Below are 15,718 nucleotides of genomic sequence, written 5' to 3'. Positions count from 1 at the left end.
GGCCATAACGTTCCTCACGCAGGGGAAACAACACTGAGGGGATCACGACCATGGCGCGCCCGCTCTTGGCTCTGGGTGGCATCGTCCTGATCGGCGTGGGGCTGGCGACCGCGTTCGGCTGGGGCTGGGGATCGGATTTCGAGAACAGCAGGACGCTCTCGGAGACGATCCGCAGCGTGAAGCTGGAAGGCGACTCGGGATCGGTGAAGATCCGCACCGGTTCGGGGCCGTCCACCGTGCACCAGTCGGTCAACTACCACTGGCGGGGCAAGCCGGGTGACACGTTCTACCGCGTCGACGGCGACCAGCTCGTGCTCACCGACTGCGGGAACAACTGCTCGGTCGACTTCGAGGTCGTCGTGCCGGAAGGCGTGCCGGTCAGCGGAAAGCTGGACTCCGGCGGGCTGGACGTCCGCGGGGTGGCCAGTGTGGACGTTCAGGCCGATTCGGGGCACGCCAAGGTCGAAGACGTACCGGGGCTGGTGAAGCTGCGGCTGGAAAGCGGCGGGATCGACCTGGAACACGTCGGTGAGGTCCAGGTGCACGCCAGTTCCGGCAGCATCGAGGGCAAGGGCGTGCGCGGCCCGGTCGACGTGACGTCCGAAAGCGGCAGCGTCGAGTTTTCTCTCGACCAGGCGAACAACGTGAAGGTGAAGGCCGACAGCGGGAGCGTCGACGTCACCGTGCCGGGCGGGCCGTACCGCGTCGTCGGCGACAGCGACAGCGGGCACCGCGACATCGACGTGCCGACCGACGGCTCCGCGCCGCACACGCTCGACCTCACGACCGACAGCGGCAGCGTCACGGTCCGCGCGGCCTGACTTTTTCCTTACTACGGGGGACTTTTTCCGATGGGCAAGATCGAACGGCGCGTGCTGGCTGCCGCGCTGCTGGGCGCGGTGGCGATGTTCGGGGTCGTCGGCTTCGCGCGTGGTGGGTCCGCGGTGACTCCGGCGCAGGGGGTGCCGGTCACCGCGGATTCCCACTATCGAGTGACTTCCTGGGTGGGTACGCCCGCGGAAGTCGTTGTGCGGCAAGGAAACCCAGATTTCTTCTTCTCCTCCTGGACGACCCGCCGCTCCTGAACCGTCGGTGGTCGCTGTTAGGAATGGGGTGCGCCGAAGGACGGCGTGCAGGGGGAGGGATTCCAGCATGGATCTGCGCCGGTTCGCCGCGGTCGCCGCGGTGGTCGTGGTCATGGCGGCGGTGCCGTCCGTCGCCGAAGCTTCGGGCCTGTCTTGGCGGCCGTGCGCCACCCAGCAGGAGCCGGCGGCGGAGTGCGCGGCGGTCGACGTCCCGATCGACCGCGCGAGACCGGAGCTGGGGACGGCGCGGCTCGCGCTGGCCCGGCTGCCCGCGCTGGACCCGGCCCACCGGATCGGCTCGCTGCTGGTGAACCCGGGCGGGCCGGGCGGTTCCGGTGTCGGGTTCGTGCAGTTCGGCGGGCTCGCCTCGCCGGAGCTCGCCCGGCTGCGGCAGCGGTTCGACGTCGTGGGCTTCGACCCGCGCGGAGACTGGTTCAGCACACCGCGCATCACGTGCGGGCCGACGTTGTGGGAGCCGGCGCTCGACCGGTTCCCGGCGTCCCGGCCGGCGTTCGACGCGCTGGTGGCGCACAACCGCGAGGCGGGCGAAGACTGCCTGGCCCGCACCGGGCCGCTGCTCGCGAACGCGGACACGCAGAGCGCGGCCGAGGACATCGAGACGATCCGCGCCGCACTGGGCGAGTCGAAGATCTCGTGGCTGGGCCTGTCCTACGGCACCGAACTGGGCGCGGTCTACGCGTCGAAGCACCCCGGCCGGGTGCGCACGATGGTGCTCGACGGCGCCGTCGACCACGCCCGGCCGTTGCGCCAGGCGATCCTCGAGGAAGCCGCGGCGACCGAAGACGCGCTGGTCCGGTTCGCGGACTGGTGCCGCGGGTCGGCCGGCTGCGCCTTGCGGGGGCGTGACGTCCTCCGCTTCTACGACGACGTCGTGGCCCGCGCGGCGCGCGGCGCGGTGTGGGCGAGCGACCTGGGCCGCTCGGCGACGGCCGACGAGATCTCGGCCGGTGTCTACAACCACCTCTACCTCCGGGACGAATGGCCGGCGCTGGGCAAGGCGCTGGCCGCCGCCGGCGGGGAGTTCCCCGACGCCGAGGGGCTGACCGAGCGGAACCAGTTCCGCTCCCCGATCTACGGGGCGTACCGGGCGATCGGCTGCCACGACTTCCCGTCGCCGTTCACCGGCCCGGCGGACATGGGCGCGATGGCCGGCCTGCTGCGCGCGGTGGCGCCGCACAGCTGGCGGTACTCCGAATACTGGGACTTCACGAGCGGCTGCACCGGCTGGCCGGTCCCGGCGAAGAACCCGCCGCAGCCCCACCCGGTCCACGGCGCCCCGCCGATCCTGGTGGTCGGCGGCGCCCACGACCCGGCCACGCCGCTGTCCTGGGCCCGCGGCCTGGCGGCGAGCATCGACGGCTCGGCCCTGCTCACCCGCACCGACGACGGTCACACGGGCCTGTTCAACTCGGCCTGCGCCCGCGCGGTCGAGGTGGAGTACCTGGTGAGCGGGCTCACACCCGGTTTCCCCCGACTCTGCGGCCGGACCCGGGAACAAGAACCGGCACCGGCTCGTTAGGCTGGGTACGAAGGTTGAGCGCAGTCGACTCAAGTCCGGCTTGACGAGGCCCGCGAAGACCAGACTAAACTTGCCACGTACCCGCTCAAGGCGGGGACGAACGTGCAGGTCACGAACATAGCAGGCTTACACAGGAGGAAAGCACCATGGCGCGAGCGGTCGGCATCGACCTCGGCACGACCAACTCGGTCGTCGCCGTCCTTGAGGGCGGCGAGCCGACGGTCATCGCCAACTCTGAAGGTTCCCGGACCACCCCCTCGATCGTCGCCTTCGCCAAGAACGGCGAAGTGCTGACCGGTCAGCCGGCGAAGAACCAGGCCGTGACTAACGTCGACCGGACGATCCGGTCCGTGAAGCGGCACATCGGCACCGACTGGAAGACCGAGATCGACGGCAAGAACTACACGTCGCAGGAGATCAGCGCCCGGGTGCTGATGAAGCTCAAGCGCGACGCCGAGGCGTACCTGGGCGAGACCATCACCGACGCGGTGATCACCGTCCCGGCGTACTTCGAGGACGCGCAGCGGCAGGCCACCAAGGAAGCCGGGCAGATCGCCGGCCTGAACGTGCTCCGCATCGTCAACGAGCCGACCGCCGCCGCGCTGGCGTACGGCCTGGACAAGGGCGAGAAGGAACAGACCATCCTGGTCTTCGACCTCGGTGGCGGCACGTTCGACGTCTCGCTGCTGGAGATCGGCGAGGGCGTCGTCGAGGTCCGCGCGACCTCCGGTGACAACCACCTCGGTGGCGACGACTGGGACGAGCGCATCGTCAAGTGGCTGGTCGACAAGTTCAAGGCCACGAACGGCATCGACCTGACCAAGGACAAGATGGCGCTGCAGCGCATCCGCGAGGCGTCGGAGAAGGCGAAGATCGAGCTGTCCAGCTCGAACTCGGCCAGCATCAACCTGCCCTACATCACCGTGGACGCGGACAAGAACCCGCTGTTCCTCGACGAGACGCTGTCGCGCGCCGAGTTCCAGAAGATCACCTCGGACCTGCTCGAGCGCACCCGCAACCCGTTCAACAACGTCATCCGGGACGCGGGCATCGCCGTCGGCGACATCGACCACGTCGTGCTCGTCGGTGGTTCCACCCGCATGCCGGCCGTGTCCGAGCTGGTCAAGGAGCTGACCGGCGGCCGCGAGCCGAACAAGGGCGTGAACCCGGACGAGGTCGTCGCGGTCGGCGCGGCGCTGCAGGCCGGTGTGCTCAAGGGTGAGGTCAAGGACGTCCTGCTGCTGGACGTGACCCCGCTGTCGCTGGGCATCGAGACCAAGGGTGGCGTGTTCACCAAGCTCATCGAGCGCAACACCACGATCCCGACCAAGCGCTCGGAGATCTTCTCCACCGCGGACGACAACCAGCCGTCGGTGCAGATCCAGGTGTTCCAGGGTGAGCGCGAGATCGCCGCGCACAACAAGAAGCTCGGCATGTTCGAGCTGACCGGTCTCCCGCCCGCCCCGCGTGGCGTGCCGCAGATCGAGGTCACCTTCGACATCGACGCGAACGGCATCGTGCACGTCCTGGCCAAGGACCTCGGCACGAACAAGGAGCAGTCGATGACGATCACCGGTGGCTCCGCGCTGCCGAAGGACGACATCGAGCGCATGGTCAAGGACGCCGAGGCGCACGCCGAGGAAGACAAGACCCGCCGCGAAGAGGCCGAGACCCGCAACCAGGCCGAGACGCTGGTCTACCAGACCGAGAAGTTCCTCAAGGACAACGACGACAAGCTGCCCGAGGAACTCAAGGGCAAGGTCAAGTCCGCGATCGACGAGGCCAACGAAGCCCTGAAGGGCACGGACTCGACCAAGATCCGCGAGGCGATCGAGAAGCTGAACACCGCTTCGCAGGAGCTGGGCACCGCCCTGTACGCCAACGCGAACGCCGACGCTGCGGCCGGTGCGGCCGGTGCCTCTGGCGCGGCCGGGGACGCCGGTGCGGCCGGCGGCCAGGCCAAGGCCGATGACGTGGTGGACGCCGAGATCGTCGAAGAGGACGAGAAGAAGTGACCCACAGCTACGACGAATCCGAGAGCCAGGGCCGAGGCCCCGAGGAGCCGGTGGTCGTGCGGGATCGGCGTCGGGTGGACCCCCAGACCGGGCAGGTCCGCCCGCCCGGTCCGGCCCACGCCGCGCCGGAGCCGGACGAGGCGCCCGTGGAACACGCGGGTCCCTCGCTCGGCGAGTCCATTGTGGACGACTCGGTGTCGGTGGTCTCCGACGTGGAGAAGGAGCTGTCCGAGCGCACCGCCGACCTCCAGCGCCTGCAGGCGGAGTACGCCAACTACCGCAAGCGGGTCGAGCGCGACCGCGAGGCGGTCGTCCTCGGCGCGAAAGCGACCGTGGTGAACGACCTGCTGCCGCTGCTCGACGACCTCGAGCGGGCCGAGCAGCACGGTGACCTCACCGGCGCGTTCAAGGCGGTCGGCGACAAGCTGATCAGCGGCCTGCAGCGCGCGGGGCTCGAGTCGTTCGGCAACGAGGGCGAGCCCTTCGACCCGAGCGTGCACGAAGCCGTGCAGCACAACACCTCGCCGGACGTGGCGGGCCCGACGGTCACCGTGGTCATGCGCCGCGGTTACCGCTTCGGGGACCGCGTACTGCGGGCGGCGCTGGTCGGCGTGACCGACCACGAGCCCGGCGCGGCCCCGGTGGACCCGCCCGTCGGTGGCGAGCTGCCACTCGGCGGCGGAGTCGATGAACAGCAGCAGTAAGACGTATCCGGTTCAAGTGGGAGGAGGAGACGCCCGATGAGTGCACGGGAATGGATCGGTAAGGACTTCTACCGTGAACTGGGCGTCTCTTCCGACGCCACCTCGGACGAGATCAAGAAGGCCTACCGGAAGCTGGCCAAGGAGAACCACCCGGACGCGAACGCCGGCAACGCCGACGCGGAGCAGAAGTTCAAGGCGGTCTCCGAGGCGTATGGCGTGCTCTCCGACGCGAGCAAGCGCAAGGAGTACGACGAAGCGCGACGGCTGTTCGGCAGCGGGGGCGGGTTCAACTTCCCCGGCGGTGGCGGCGGCACCGGCAGCTTCGACGTCGGGGACATCTTCGGCCAGGCCGGCGCGGGCCAGCAGCAGGGCTTCGGCGGCCTCGGGGACATCCTCGGCGGGCTGTTCGGCCGTGGCCGCGGGGCGGCGAGTGCGACGGCCAACCGGCCGCAGCGCGGTGCCGACGTCGAGACGGACGTCCGGATCGACTTCACCGAGGCGGTCAAGGGCGCGACCCTGCCGCTGCGGCTGTCGAGCCCGGCGACCTGTTCGACGTGCAGCGGCAACGGTGCGAAGCCGGGTACGTCGCCGCGGACCTGCCCGACCTGTTCCGGTTCGGGGCTGGTCAGCCGCAGCCAGGGTGCCTTCGCGTTCTCGGAGCCGTGCCGCGACTGCCGCGGCCGCGGGACGATCATCGACGACCCGTGCCCCGAGTGCGGCGGCGAAGGCGTCAGCACGCGGACCCGCACGCTGACCGTCCGGATCCCGCCGGGCGTCGACGACGACCAGCGGATCCGGCTGGCCGGTCAGGGCGAGCCGGGCCGGGGCGGCGCGCAGGCGGGCGACCTGTACGTCCGGGTGCACGTGGCTCCGCACAAGCTGTTCGGGCGCAAGGCGCTCGACCTGACGGTCACCGTGCCGGTCGACTTCACCGAACTGGCGCTCGGCACCACGATCACGGTGCCGACGCTCGAGGGCAAGGTCTCGCTCAAGGTGCCGCCGGGCACCGCGAGCGGCCGGGTGCTGCGCGTGCGCGGCAAGGGCATCGCCAAGCGCGACGGTGCGCAAGGTGACCTGCTCGTCACCCTCCAGGCGGCGATTCCCGCCAAACTGGACGACAAGGCGCGCGAAGCACTGCAGGCGTACGCCGAGTCGATGGCCGGGCACGACCCCCGGCCCGAGATCACTGAGCTGCTCGAAGGCAGGTGAGTGGGATGTTCGGCGGGATCCCGCAGGAAGGCGACGAAGAGACCCCGGTGTTCGTCATCTCGGTGGCGGCCCAGCTCGCCGGGATGCACGCGCAGACGTTGCGCACCTACGACCGGCAGGGCCTGGTGTCACCGGGCCGCACCTCCGGTGGCGGGCGGCGCTACTCGATGCGGGACATCGCGCTGCTGCGCGAGGTCCAGCGCCTGTCGCAGGAGGACGGCGTCAACCTGGCCGGCATCAAGCGCATCATCGAGCTGGAGAACCAGGTCGACGCGCTGCGGGCCCGGATCACCGAGCTGACCGAGGAACTGGCCGCGGCGTACGTGGCCGGCGAACAGGCCGCGGCGGCCGCGCACGCGTCCTACCGCCGGGACCTCGTGCCGCTCAACCAGCAGACCGCCATGGTGGTCTGGCGTCCCAAGCGCCGCTGAGCACGTGAACCGCGAAGGCCTCCCCGGGTGACCGGGGAGGCCTTCGTGCGTCAGAGCTCCAGCCGCGGCCAGGCCGCGAGGTCGGCCAGCATCCGGCGGTCGTGCGTCGCGACGACCACCGCGGCCGGGGTCTTCAGCAAGGCCTCGGTCAGCTCCTCGACGAGCACCGCCGACAGGTGGTTGGTCGGCTCGTCGAAGACGAGCACGTCCGGCCGTCCGGCCAGCCGCAGGGCGAGGTCGAGCCGGCGTTGCTGACCCTGCGACATCCGCCCGACCGGGGTGCGCAGCGCTTCGGCGTCGAGCAGTCCCATCGCCGAAAACGGGACGCCCGCTCGCTCGAACAGCGCGCGAGCGGTGAGCTCTTCAGGCCACGCCGGGACTTCCTGGCCGATCAGGGCCACTTTCGCGCGGGCCAGGTGCCGGACCGAACCCGTTGTCGGCGTGAGCTTTCCGGCGAGCGCGGACAGCAGCGTCGACTTGCCCGCACCGTTCTCGCCGGTGACCAGCAGCCGGTCGCCGCGGTCGAGTGACAGCGTCACCGGGCCGGTGAGCCGTCCGGCGACGCCGACGTCGTCCAGGCGGACGAGCGCCTGAGCGCCGGAGCCGAGATCCGGCCACCGCAACGACAACGGTGGTTCGGGCACGGTGACGCGGTGCGCTTCGAGCGCGGCCCGTTCCCGGTTGAGGGCCTGGACGACGCCGGGCGCGCGGGTCTGCCGCTGGTGCCGTCCGGTGCCCTTGTCCGGGCGCCAGCCGGTGCTGAGCCGGTCGCGGGCCTGCGCCACCGCGGCGGTGAGCTGCCGATGGGCGTCCTGCTGCTCCTCGTGGTCCTGCACCCACCGCTCCCGGTCGCGGCGGCGCCCGTCCTGCCAGGCGTCGTAACCCCCGGCGTACCGGCGCGGACGGCCGTCCTGGCTGGGGTCGAGGTCGAGGAACTCGGTCGCGACGTCGGCCAGCAGCGCCCGGTCGTGGCTGACCAGCGCGACCCCGCCGTCGTGCCCGCGCAGGCGGGCGGTGAGGAACGCGAGGCCGGCGGCGTCGAGGTGGTTGCCGGGCTCGTCGAGCAGCAGGAAGTCGTACCGCGCGCCGAGCAGGCAGGCCAGCCGCACGCGGTAGCGCTGCCCCACCGAAAGCGTGCTCAGCGCCCGGCCGCGGTCGGCACAGGCGTCGAGCGCTTCGAGCGCGACGTCGATGCGGCGCTCGGCGTCCCACGCGTCGAGGCGCGTGGCCGCGTCGAGCGCGGCGGCGTAGCGATCTTCGGCGCCTTCGGCCGACTTCGCGAGATCTTCGGTGGCGGTATCGAGGGCGCGCAGGGCGGCGTGGACGTCCCGCAACGCCGCGGTGGTCAGCGTCCTGACGGTCTCGCCGGACCGGAACGGCAACGCCTGCCGCGCGACTCCGACGGTGCCGGTCCGGTGCACGACCCCGTGATCGGGCGCGCAAAGGCCGGCGAGGACGTGCAGCAACGTGGTTTTGCCACGCCCGTTCTCGCCGACGACGGCCAGCCGCGACCGGGCGGAAACGGTGACGCTGACGTCGTGCAGCACCCGGCGCGAGCCGAGCGTGACGCCGACGCCTTCCGCGCGCAGGTGGACGGGCTGGGAGGAAAGAGGGGAAGACAAGGGTGGCTCCGCGGCTCAGGAGGGAGCCGGGCAGCACGGAAGCGGCCGCCCGGCAAGGACCGGAACGGCGGGCGGAAAAGGGGGCGCACCGCCGTCAGCGGCGGTTCCGCAACCTCATGAAGACGGGACAGGAGTACATGATCGCGAGGCTAACCCGCGCGGAGGGGGGCGGCCAAGCGAATAACCGACCGGACGGCGAGGGCCGGCCCGCGCGAGCGCGGAACCGACGCGCGGCAGCCGCGGGCAGCCCCTCCCGGGTGCCCGCGGCTTCGTGTCGCGGTCAAGCCTTGAAGTTCAGCAGCTGCTTCACCTCTGCCGTCCGCGACTCGATCACCCGGCGGGCCAGGTCGCGGGCCTCGGCGTTCACGCCGCCGGAAGTTCCGTTCTCCGACTGGGCCAGCTCCACCGCGCCTTGCTGCTGGCCCGTCAGCACGTCGAGGAACTTGCGGGTGAACTCCTGGTCCGGCGCCGACTTCAGCGCTCCCACCAGGTCCGGGGCCGTCATCTTCATGCCGCCGTGGCCCGCGTGGGCTTGGGGGTTCGCGTCCATCGTCTCGGGCTCGTTCCAGGCTCGGAGCCAGCTCTTCACCTGGTCGACCTCGGTCCGCTGCGTCACCTCGATCGCCGCCGCCAGTTCCTTCAGCGGGGCCGGAACCGCGCGGCCCGCGGCGAGGTGGGCGATCTCGATCCCCTGCTCGTTCTGGGGGATCAGCATCTGCAGGAACATCACGTCGGCCGCGTTGTGGGACGGGGCGGCCGGCGTCGCGCCGCTGCTGCATCCGGTCAGCAGCAGCGCGACGACGGCCAGGACCAGCCTCACTGGCGCTGCCAGAGGGCCGGGGTGTTCGGCGGCTCCCAGCCCGCGATCGCCGTGTGCGGCTGGAGGCAGCGGTAGCTCGCGCCGTTGTACGTCACGACGTCGCCCGCCTTGTACGCCGTGCCCGCCGACCAGGTGCCGGTCGACGGCGGGGTCGTCGTCGGGGGCGGGGTCGTGGTGGGCGGCGGGGTCGTGGTCGGGGGCGGCGTGGTGGTGGGCGGCGGAGTGGTGCCCCCGCCGCCGACCTGCAGGTCGACGCAGCTGTAGAACGCGTTGGCCGTGTCCGAGATGTTCCAGATGGCCAGCACCTTGATCCGGCCCGAGTAACCGGCCAGGTTCACCGTGTGCGACAGCGTCGGTGGCGGCTGCTGGTTGTTGCCGTTGAAGACCGCGACACGCGTGTTGCCGACGTAGTACTCGTAGTTCGTCGTCGAGTGGCGGGCGGTGAACACCCAGTTGAACGTCACCGTGCTGCCGACGGACTTCGCGGGCCACGCCTTCGATTCGTCGTTCAGCTGGGCGAACTGGGACAGCCCGCCGTTGCAGCTGCGCAGCCCCTTCGGGCCTTCGACGCTCTGCGGTTCGTAGACGATCTCGCCGCAGTTCGAGACCTTCCCGGCCGCGCAGTTGGCCTGCCGGCTGGGCGGGTCGGAGATGTACCCGTGGGCACTCGCGGTGGCCGCGGGGAGGACGACGACCAGCACCGGCGCCAGCAGGGCACCGGCCGCGGCCGCGAAGAGCTTTCGTTTCCAGGTCATTTCGGCTCCTCGAGGGGGAACAGCTCTGTTCCGGGGGGAGGACGAACGAGCACATCCGGGGAAGATGTGGTCTAGACCATAAGTCGATTCGGGCACAACGGTCAACGAACTACCGCCGTTCGACGATTTCGCTGCTCCGCTCGGCTCAATGCGAAGGTCGGGACGGCTGCTGCAGGTGTTCGCCGAAGAAAGACGTCACTCGGCGCCAGGCGTCTTCCGACGCTTCGTGGTGGTAGGTGAACCCGACCACCTTGAGCAGCAGGTTCAGCGGCAGGACGACGTCGATCTTGTTCGCGAACCCGTGGCTCGCGCCCGGGTACTCCTTGACGTCGTGCGGGATCTCGCGCTCGGTGAGCGCCGTCTCGAGCTTCGCCGCCGCGCCGCGCAGCGAGAAGTCCTTCTTGCCGAAGCTGGCGACGACCGGGCAGGCGTCGTCGAGCACCGACAGGTTCTTCGGCAGCTGCCCGTAGTACGGCGCCGAAGCCTCGAACCCGCGGGCCGCCGCGACGAGGGCGAAGCCGCCGCCCATGCAGAAGCCGGCGATGCCGATCCGGCCCGTGCAGTCCGGGCGGGCGGCGAGCAGCGCGCGGGACGCCTCGATGTCGTCGAAGCTGCGCCCCCGGTTGGCGAACATGTCCGAAAACACCCGGCGCACGCAGCGGCGCATGCCCCCGCGCGAGTACAGGTCCGGGCTGAGCGCCAAGAAGCCCTCGGCGGCGAAGCGGTCGGTGATGTTCTTCGTGTCCTGGCTCAGCCCGAAAGCGTCGTGGATGAGCACCACACCGGGGTGCGGCCCTTCGCCGGCGGGTTCCGCCAGGTAGCCGCCGATGGTGCCGTCCGAAACCGGAATCGTCATCTCCATATCGGCGACGATAGCGCGTTCAATCCAGGGTGAACGGGTCGTACGAAATCCGCTCCAGGTCGATCCCCTTGGCGAGCAGCTTCGCGATGGTGGATTGGATCATCGGCGGCGAACCGGAAACGAGGACGTCGTGGTTCTTCCACGAACCCCGCTGCGTCACGGCGTGCGCGAGCGTGCCGCGGTCGCCGCCGGCCACCGCGCCTTCCTCGGTGACCGGCGTGACCGTCAGCCATTTGGACGTCGCGGCCAGCCGGCGCAAATCGTCCAATGCGTACAAATCTTCCGGTCTTCGGCCGCCGAAGAACAGGTGCACCGGCGGATTACGCTTCCAGTGCGCGAGGTCGTCGATGATCGCCATCAGCGGCGTGATGCCGGTGCCGCCGCCGATCAGCAGCAGACGCCGCTTGGTGGTGGTCGGCCGCACGTCGAGGGCGCCCATCGACGGCCCGAGGCGCCAGACGTCACCCGGCCGGGTGTGGTTGACGATGCTGCCGCTGACCCAGCCGCCGGGCACCGCGCGCACGTGGAACGTGAGCTGCCCGTCGCCGCGCGGCGCGTTCGCCGGGGACAGGTACCGCCAGAACCGGGGCCGCTGCGGCACTTCGACGCTGACGTACCCGCCGGCGCGGTACGGCAGCAGCCCCTCGGTGCGCACCTTCACCAGTGCGACGTCGCGGGCGAGTTTCCGGTGCTCCAGCACGGTCGCCGACCACGCCGCCGGCCCGGTCTCCGCCTGCGCCGCCTCGCGCATGGTCTTGGCGATGAGCCCGTACGCCGAGGTCCACGCCGATTCGACCTCGTGCGTCCACTTCTCCTTGAGGAACCGCTTGAGCGCCGCGATCAGCGCCACGCCGACGGCGTCGTAGTGGCGGGAGACGACGGCGAACTTGCGGTGGTCGCGGCCCAGCTGGCCGAGGAAAGTGACCAGCTCGTCGGGCCGGTCGACCATCTGCACGACGTACACGAGCGCGCGCAGCAGCCTGCTCCGCTGGGTCGACATGGTGACCGGGAACAGGTCACGGCAATCGGGGGCGATCACGAACAACGCGCCGTAGAAGTACTGCGCCAGTTCGTCGGCTCTCGGCTCGACGGCCGCAAAACTTTCACGAATCAATCGCGCCAGTTCGCGACCTTCCACGGCCGAAACAGGAAGTGTCTCGGGCAGCGTGGAGATCTTCACGGATTCAGCATTCATCGGGAACGGTAATCTCCAGTCGTGCACAGGTAAAAGCGCCGTCCATGCGGCGTCGCTGTCGCGGTGCCGCCCCCGAGGGTTCCCGACTGTAGGCGCATTCCCGTGCAGATGCGCGTGATTCCGCGCGGTCCCGCTCGATCGGAGCAATTTGGACACACCGGGTCAACCCGATCTGGCACTGCGTAAAAACGATCAGTTCACGGTGAAATGTTCACCGGACAGGAGTATTGCCTTTCCGGTGTTACGGGAATCAGTCGATCGTGAACGGATCGTATTGGATCTGGTCCAGTGCGCTGCCCGCCACGAGCATGCGCGAGACCGTCGCGCGGATCATCGCCGGCGAGCCGGACACGAGGATGTCGTGGCCGGGCCAGGCGCCGTAGCGCGTGACGGCCTCGGCCAGCGTGCCCTGCTCGAACCCGGGGACGTCGCCGCCGCGCTCCACCACCGGCGAGATGGTGAGCCACGGGTTGATGGCCGCGAGCGCGCGCAGCTCTTCGAGGTCGTAGAGGTCCTCACGGGACGGTCCGCCGTAGAAGAGGTGCGTCTTCGGGTTCTCGCCCCAGAGCGCGAGGTGGTCGAGGATCGAGCGCAGCGGCGCCACGCCGGTGCCGCCGGCGATCATCAGCACGCCTCGTGACGCTTCGCGGTCGACCGTCAGCCGGCCGAGTGGCGGGCCGAGCCGCCAGACATCGCCGGGCTGGGTGTGGCTGACGATGGCGCGGGAGACCCAGCCGCCGTCGACCGCGCGGACGTGGAACTCGATGCCGCCGTCTTCGCGCGGCGCGTTCGCCGGCGAAAGGTAGCGCCACAGCCGCGGCCGCTGCGGCACTTCGACGCTCATGTACTGGCCGGGGTGGTAGGGCACCGGCTGCTCCGGCCGCAGCCGGACGAGGGCGAGGTCCCAGGTCAGCCGCCGGTGCTCGACCACGGTGGCGTGCCACGACGGCGGGTTCTGGTCGGCCGCGGCGGCGTCCTGCATGGCCCGCGCGGCGATCGTGAAGGCCTCGGCCCACGCGCGTTCGACCTCCGGCGTCCACTCCCGGCCGAGGTGGTTCTTGAGCGACGCGAGCAGGGCCGTCCCGACGGCTTCGTAGTGCCGCGGCACCACGCCGAACTTGCGGTGGTCGCGCCCGAGCTGGCGCAGGAACGGCGCCAGGTCGTCGGGCCGGTCCACCATCTGCACGATGTGCACCAGCGCGCGGACCAGCCGGCCGCGCTGGATCTCCATGTTGATCGGGAAGAAGTCGCGCGTGGTGGGGGCCAGGGTGAACAGCATCCCGTAGAAGAACTGGGAGATGTCCGCGATGTACGGCTCGGACTTCGCCCAGCTGTCCCGGATGAGCTTGACCATCGCGGCGACGGCGGCGGGGGCTTCACGCGGGGCCGAAGACCTGGGGAGCGGGCTGACCGAGTCGGCGGTCATGAGGGGGTGTTCACGGGTCGGGGACCGCCTCCTGGGTCCATCGCCACTGCAGCCACCTCGTCACTCGAACGCGCCGCGCACGCGGCCCGTCCGCAGGGTAGCCGCCGGGCGGCCTTTTGCCCGCATTGTTGCTCCGACCGGGTGTATTTCCGCCGGTGGGAGCGTGGGCGACCTCACCGATCGGATGGTTGCCCTGAGCAAGCGTCCGGCAATAAACTTGTATTGCACAACTAAGGGAGGTTCCGATGGGCTTCGACGACACCGACGACGACGTCCGGGTCGAGCTCATGCGCGAGCTGAAGACGGCTTCCCAGCTCCAGCACGCCTGGATCATGCAGGCCTGGCAGAGCGAGCCGGGACTGCACCCGGCGGCCGCGATGCTGCTCTCCGACCTGGCGAAGAACGGCGAGGCCCGGCCGTCCGAGCTGGCGAAACGCCGTTTCGTCGACCTCTCCGTGGTGAGCAGGCAGATCGCCCAGCTCTCCGCCGCCGGGCTGGTCGACCGCCGTCCCGCGCCCGAGGACGGCCGCGCGTCGCTGGTCAGCGTGTCGGAAAAGGGGCGGGCCGAGCTCGTCCGCTGGCGCGCCAACTACCTCGAGTTCATGGAAAAGGCGCTCGGCGGCTGGGACGACGAGCGCGTCACCGAGCTCACCGAGCGGCTCGCGGGGATGAACGAGGACCTCCGCCGCGCGCTCGGCAGCGCGGCCTGCGGGGCCGGCTCGACCAGGTGACGCAGGGCCGCCGCGGGGACACCCGCAGTGGCCTTTTTGCCAGCCGTACTGTCTCCGTTCGGGCCTGACTTCGCGGTGTTCGGCCGGGTTAACTTCGGTAGGTGACGCGTAGCCGGGTCGCACTGCTGTGCGCGTTGGGGATCGACAACTTCGGCTCTGGTCTGTTCCTCCCGTTGGCGCTGGTCTACGTGACCCAGGTGGTCGGGGTGCCGCTCGCCGTGGCGGGCACGGCCGTCACCCTCGGCACCGTCGGCGGCCTCGTCGTGCCGCCGCTCGCCGGTCGGCTCGTCGACCGCATCGGGCCGCGGACGGTGGTGGTCGGGGCCCAGCTGCTGCAGGCCGCCGGGACGGGCGCCTACCTCATCGCCGGCGGCCCGGGTCCGGTGGTGGTCGCGGCGGTGCTGCTCGCGACCGGCCAGCAGTTGTTCTACAGCTCCCTGTTCGTGCTCATCGCCGACGTCGCGGGCGACGTCCAGAAGGATCGGCCGTTCGCCGAGGTGGGGATGGTGCGGGCCGGCTGCTTCGGCCTCGGCGGGCTCACCGCGGGCGCGCTCCTGACGTGGGCCGGCACGTCCGGGTACCGCATCGCGCTGGCCTTGGACGCGCTGACGTTCTTCGCGGCGGCGTTGATCCTGGTCTTCTTCGTCCGGCTGGCGCGCCCGGTGAAGCGGCCCGCCGAGCAGTCGGTCCGGGTGCTCCGGAACCGGCCCTACCTCGCGCTGATCCTGTTCAGCGGCCTCTTCGGGCTTTCGCTCGACTTCTTCCTGATCGGCATGCCGGTGTTCGTGCTCGACCGGCTGCACGGCCCGGTCTGGCTGCCCGGCGCGATCCTCGCCCTGCTGACCGTGCTGACCAGCGTCGGCGGCACGATCGCGCTGCGGCTCACCGCGCGGCTGACGCGGCTCGCCGCGATGCGCGCGGGTTCGGCGTTGTTCGCCGCGTGGTGCCTGGTCAGCCTCGGCGTGCTGCTGGTCCCCGACGGCTGGCAGGTCGTCTACCTGCTGGCGTCGACGCTCGTGTTCGCCGCCGGCGACCTGGTCTTCGGGCCGCGGTCGGGGGCGCTGGCCGAGGCCGCGGCACCTCCGGTCGCCCGCGGGCGTTATCTCGCTGCGTACCAGTACGCGTTCGCCGTGGCGCAGGTGATCGCGCCGGTCGTGGTCGCGTTGTTTTCGGTGGCCGACTGGTTACCCTGGGTGCTGGTCGGGGCGTGCGCCGGACTCGCCGTGGCCGGGCTCGGCACACTGGGATCACGGCTGCCGGCAGGTGCCGTGGCACCAGGTCAGAGTTGAGCGGAACAGACTCAAGTTTTCGTGCGTTAAGGGT

The 15,718-nt window shown here is 70.6% G+C and carries 15 protein-coding genes; 9 read left to right on the top strand and 6 right to left on the bottom strand.

From position 1 onward, the window contains the following. The first annotated feature begins 50 nt into the window (after positions 1-50). From AB0B33_RS30410 to AB0B33_RS30380, 7 genes are all read left to right on the top strand, one after another. Positions 51-821, top strand: coding sequence for a DUF4097 family beta strand repeat-containing protein (locus AB0B33_RS30410; protein WP_360777831.1), 771 nt, complete (start codon positions 51-53; stop codon positions 819-821). Between the two features lie 30 nt (positions 822-851). Beyond that, on the top strand, positions 852-1,085 hold the full coding sequence (locus tag AB0B33_RS30405; protein WP_360777829.1) for a hypothetical protein: 234 nt from the start codon (positions 852-854) through the stop codon (positions 1,083-1,085). 67 nt (positions 1,086-1,152) lie between these two features. Next, the gene (locus AB0B33_RS30400) at positions 1,153-2,625 is read left to right on the top strand and encodes an alpha/beta hydrolase (protein ID WP_360777827.1); all 1,473 of its coding nucleotides are present in this window, start codon (positions 1,153-1,155) and stop codon (positions 2,623-2,625) included. Between the two features lie 146 nt (positions 2,626-2,771). Further along, positions 2,772-4,640: a molecular chaperone DnaK gene (gene dnaK / locus AB0B33_RS30395; RefSeq protein WP_247016647.1), complete on the top strand. Its 1,869-nt coding sequence runs from the start codon at positions 2,772-2,774 to the stop codon at positions 4,638-4,640. After that, on the top strand, positions 4,637-5,344 hold the full coding sequence (gene grpE, locus AB0B33_RS30390) for a nucleotide exchange factor GrpE (RefSeq protein ID WP_247016649.1): 708 nt from the start codon (positions 4,637-4,639) through the stop codon (positions 5,342-5,344). The genes dnaK and grpE overlap by 4 nt, the downstream gene beginning before the upstream one ends. Positions 5,345-5,380: 36 nt before the next feature. Further along, a complete protein-coding gene (gene dnaJ / locus AB0B33_RS30385) occupies positions 5,381-6,553 on the top strand; it encodes a molecular chaperone DnaJ (RefSeq protein ID WP_360777825.1) in 1,173 nt (390 codons plus the stop codon). A gap of 5 nt (positions 6,554-6,558) precedes the next feature. Further along, on the top strand, positions 6,559-6,984 hold the full coding sequence (locus AB0B33_RS30380) for a helix-turn-helix transcriptional regulator (RefSeq protein ID WP_125308982.1): 426 nt from the start codon (positions 6,559-6,561) through the stop codon (positions 6,982-6,984). 50 nt (positions 6,985-7,034) lie between these two features. Here AB0B33_RS30380 and AB0B33_RS30375 read toward each other — a convergent pair whose 3' ends face one another. From AB0B33_RS30375 to AB0B33_RS30350, 6 genes are all read right to left on the bottom strand, one after another. Next, positions 7,035-8,606: an ATP-binding cassette domain-containing protein gene (locus tag AB0B33_RS30375; RefSeq protein ID WP_360777823.1), complete on the bottom strand. Its 1,572-nt coding sequence runs from the start codon at positions 8,604-8,606 to the stop codon at positions 7,035-7,037. A gap of 280 nt (positions 8,607-8,886) precedes the next feature. Continuing rightward, positions 8,887-9,426 carry a DUF305 domain-containing protein gene (locus tag AB0B33_RS30370; RefSeq protein WP_360777821.1) on the bottom strand — a complete coding sequence of 180 codons (540 nt, stop codon included), beginning with the start codon at positions 9,424-9,426 and terminating at the stop codon, positions 8,887-8,889. Continuing rightward, entirely contained in the window at positions 9,423-10,181 is a 759-nt protein-coding gene (locus tag AB0B33_RS30365; protein WP_247016657.1) for a lytic polysaccharide monooxygenase, read from the bottom strand. Before AB0B33_RS30365 ends, AB0B33_RS30370 begins: the two co-directional genes overlap by 4 nt. 145 nt (positions 10,182-10,326) lie before the next feature. Then, entirely contained in the window at positions 10,327-11,043 is a 717-nt protein-coding gene (locus AB0B33_RS30360; protein WP_360777818.1) for a dienelactone hydrolase family protein, read from the bottom strand. 19 nt (positions 11,044-11,062) lie between these two features. Beyond that, complete coding sequence (locus tag AB0B33_RS30355) at positions 11,063-12,166, bottom strand: globin domain-containing protein (RefSeq protein ID WP_360778122.1); 1,104 nt, start codon at positions 12,164-12,166, stop codon at positions 11,063-11,065. 322 nt (positions 12,167-12,488) lie between these two features. Beyond that, positions 12,489-13,664, bottom strand: a complete 1,176-nt coding sequence (locus tag AB0B33_RS30350) for a globin domain-containing protein (RefSeq protein WP_247016663.1) — start codon at positions 13,662-13,664, stop codon at positions 12,489-12,491. A 245-nt stretch (positions 13,665-13,909) separates the two neighbouring features. On the opposite strand from AB0B33_RS30350, the gene AB0B33_RS30345 reads away from it, so the two are divergent. Continuing rightward, complete coding sequence (locus AB0B33_RS30345; RefSeq protein WP_360777816.1) at positions 13,910-14,395, top strand: MarR family winged helix-turn-helix transcriptional regulator; 486 nt, start codon at positions 13,910-13,912, stop codon at positions 14,393-14,395. Between the two features lie 101 nt (positions 14,396-14,496). Then, the gene (locus tag AB0B33_RS30340) at positions 14,497-15,684 is read left to right on the top strand and encodes an MFS transporter (protein WP_360777814.1); all 1,188 of its coding nucleotides are present in this window, start codon (positions 14,497-14,499) and stop codon (positions 15,682-15,684) included. Positions 15,685-15,718 lie beyond the last annotated feature (34 nt).

It is taken from the genome of Amycolatopsis sp. NPDC049159, assembly GCF_040648295.1.
Taxonomy (GTDB): Bacteria; Actinomycetota; Actinomycetes; order Mycobacteriales; family Pseudonocardiaceae; genus Amycolatopsis; species Amycolatopsis pretoriensis_A.
Note: the sequence above shows the minus strand (reverse complement) of the source record. Positions and strands in the feature narration are given on the sequence as shown.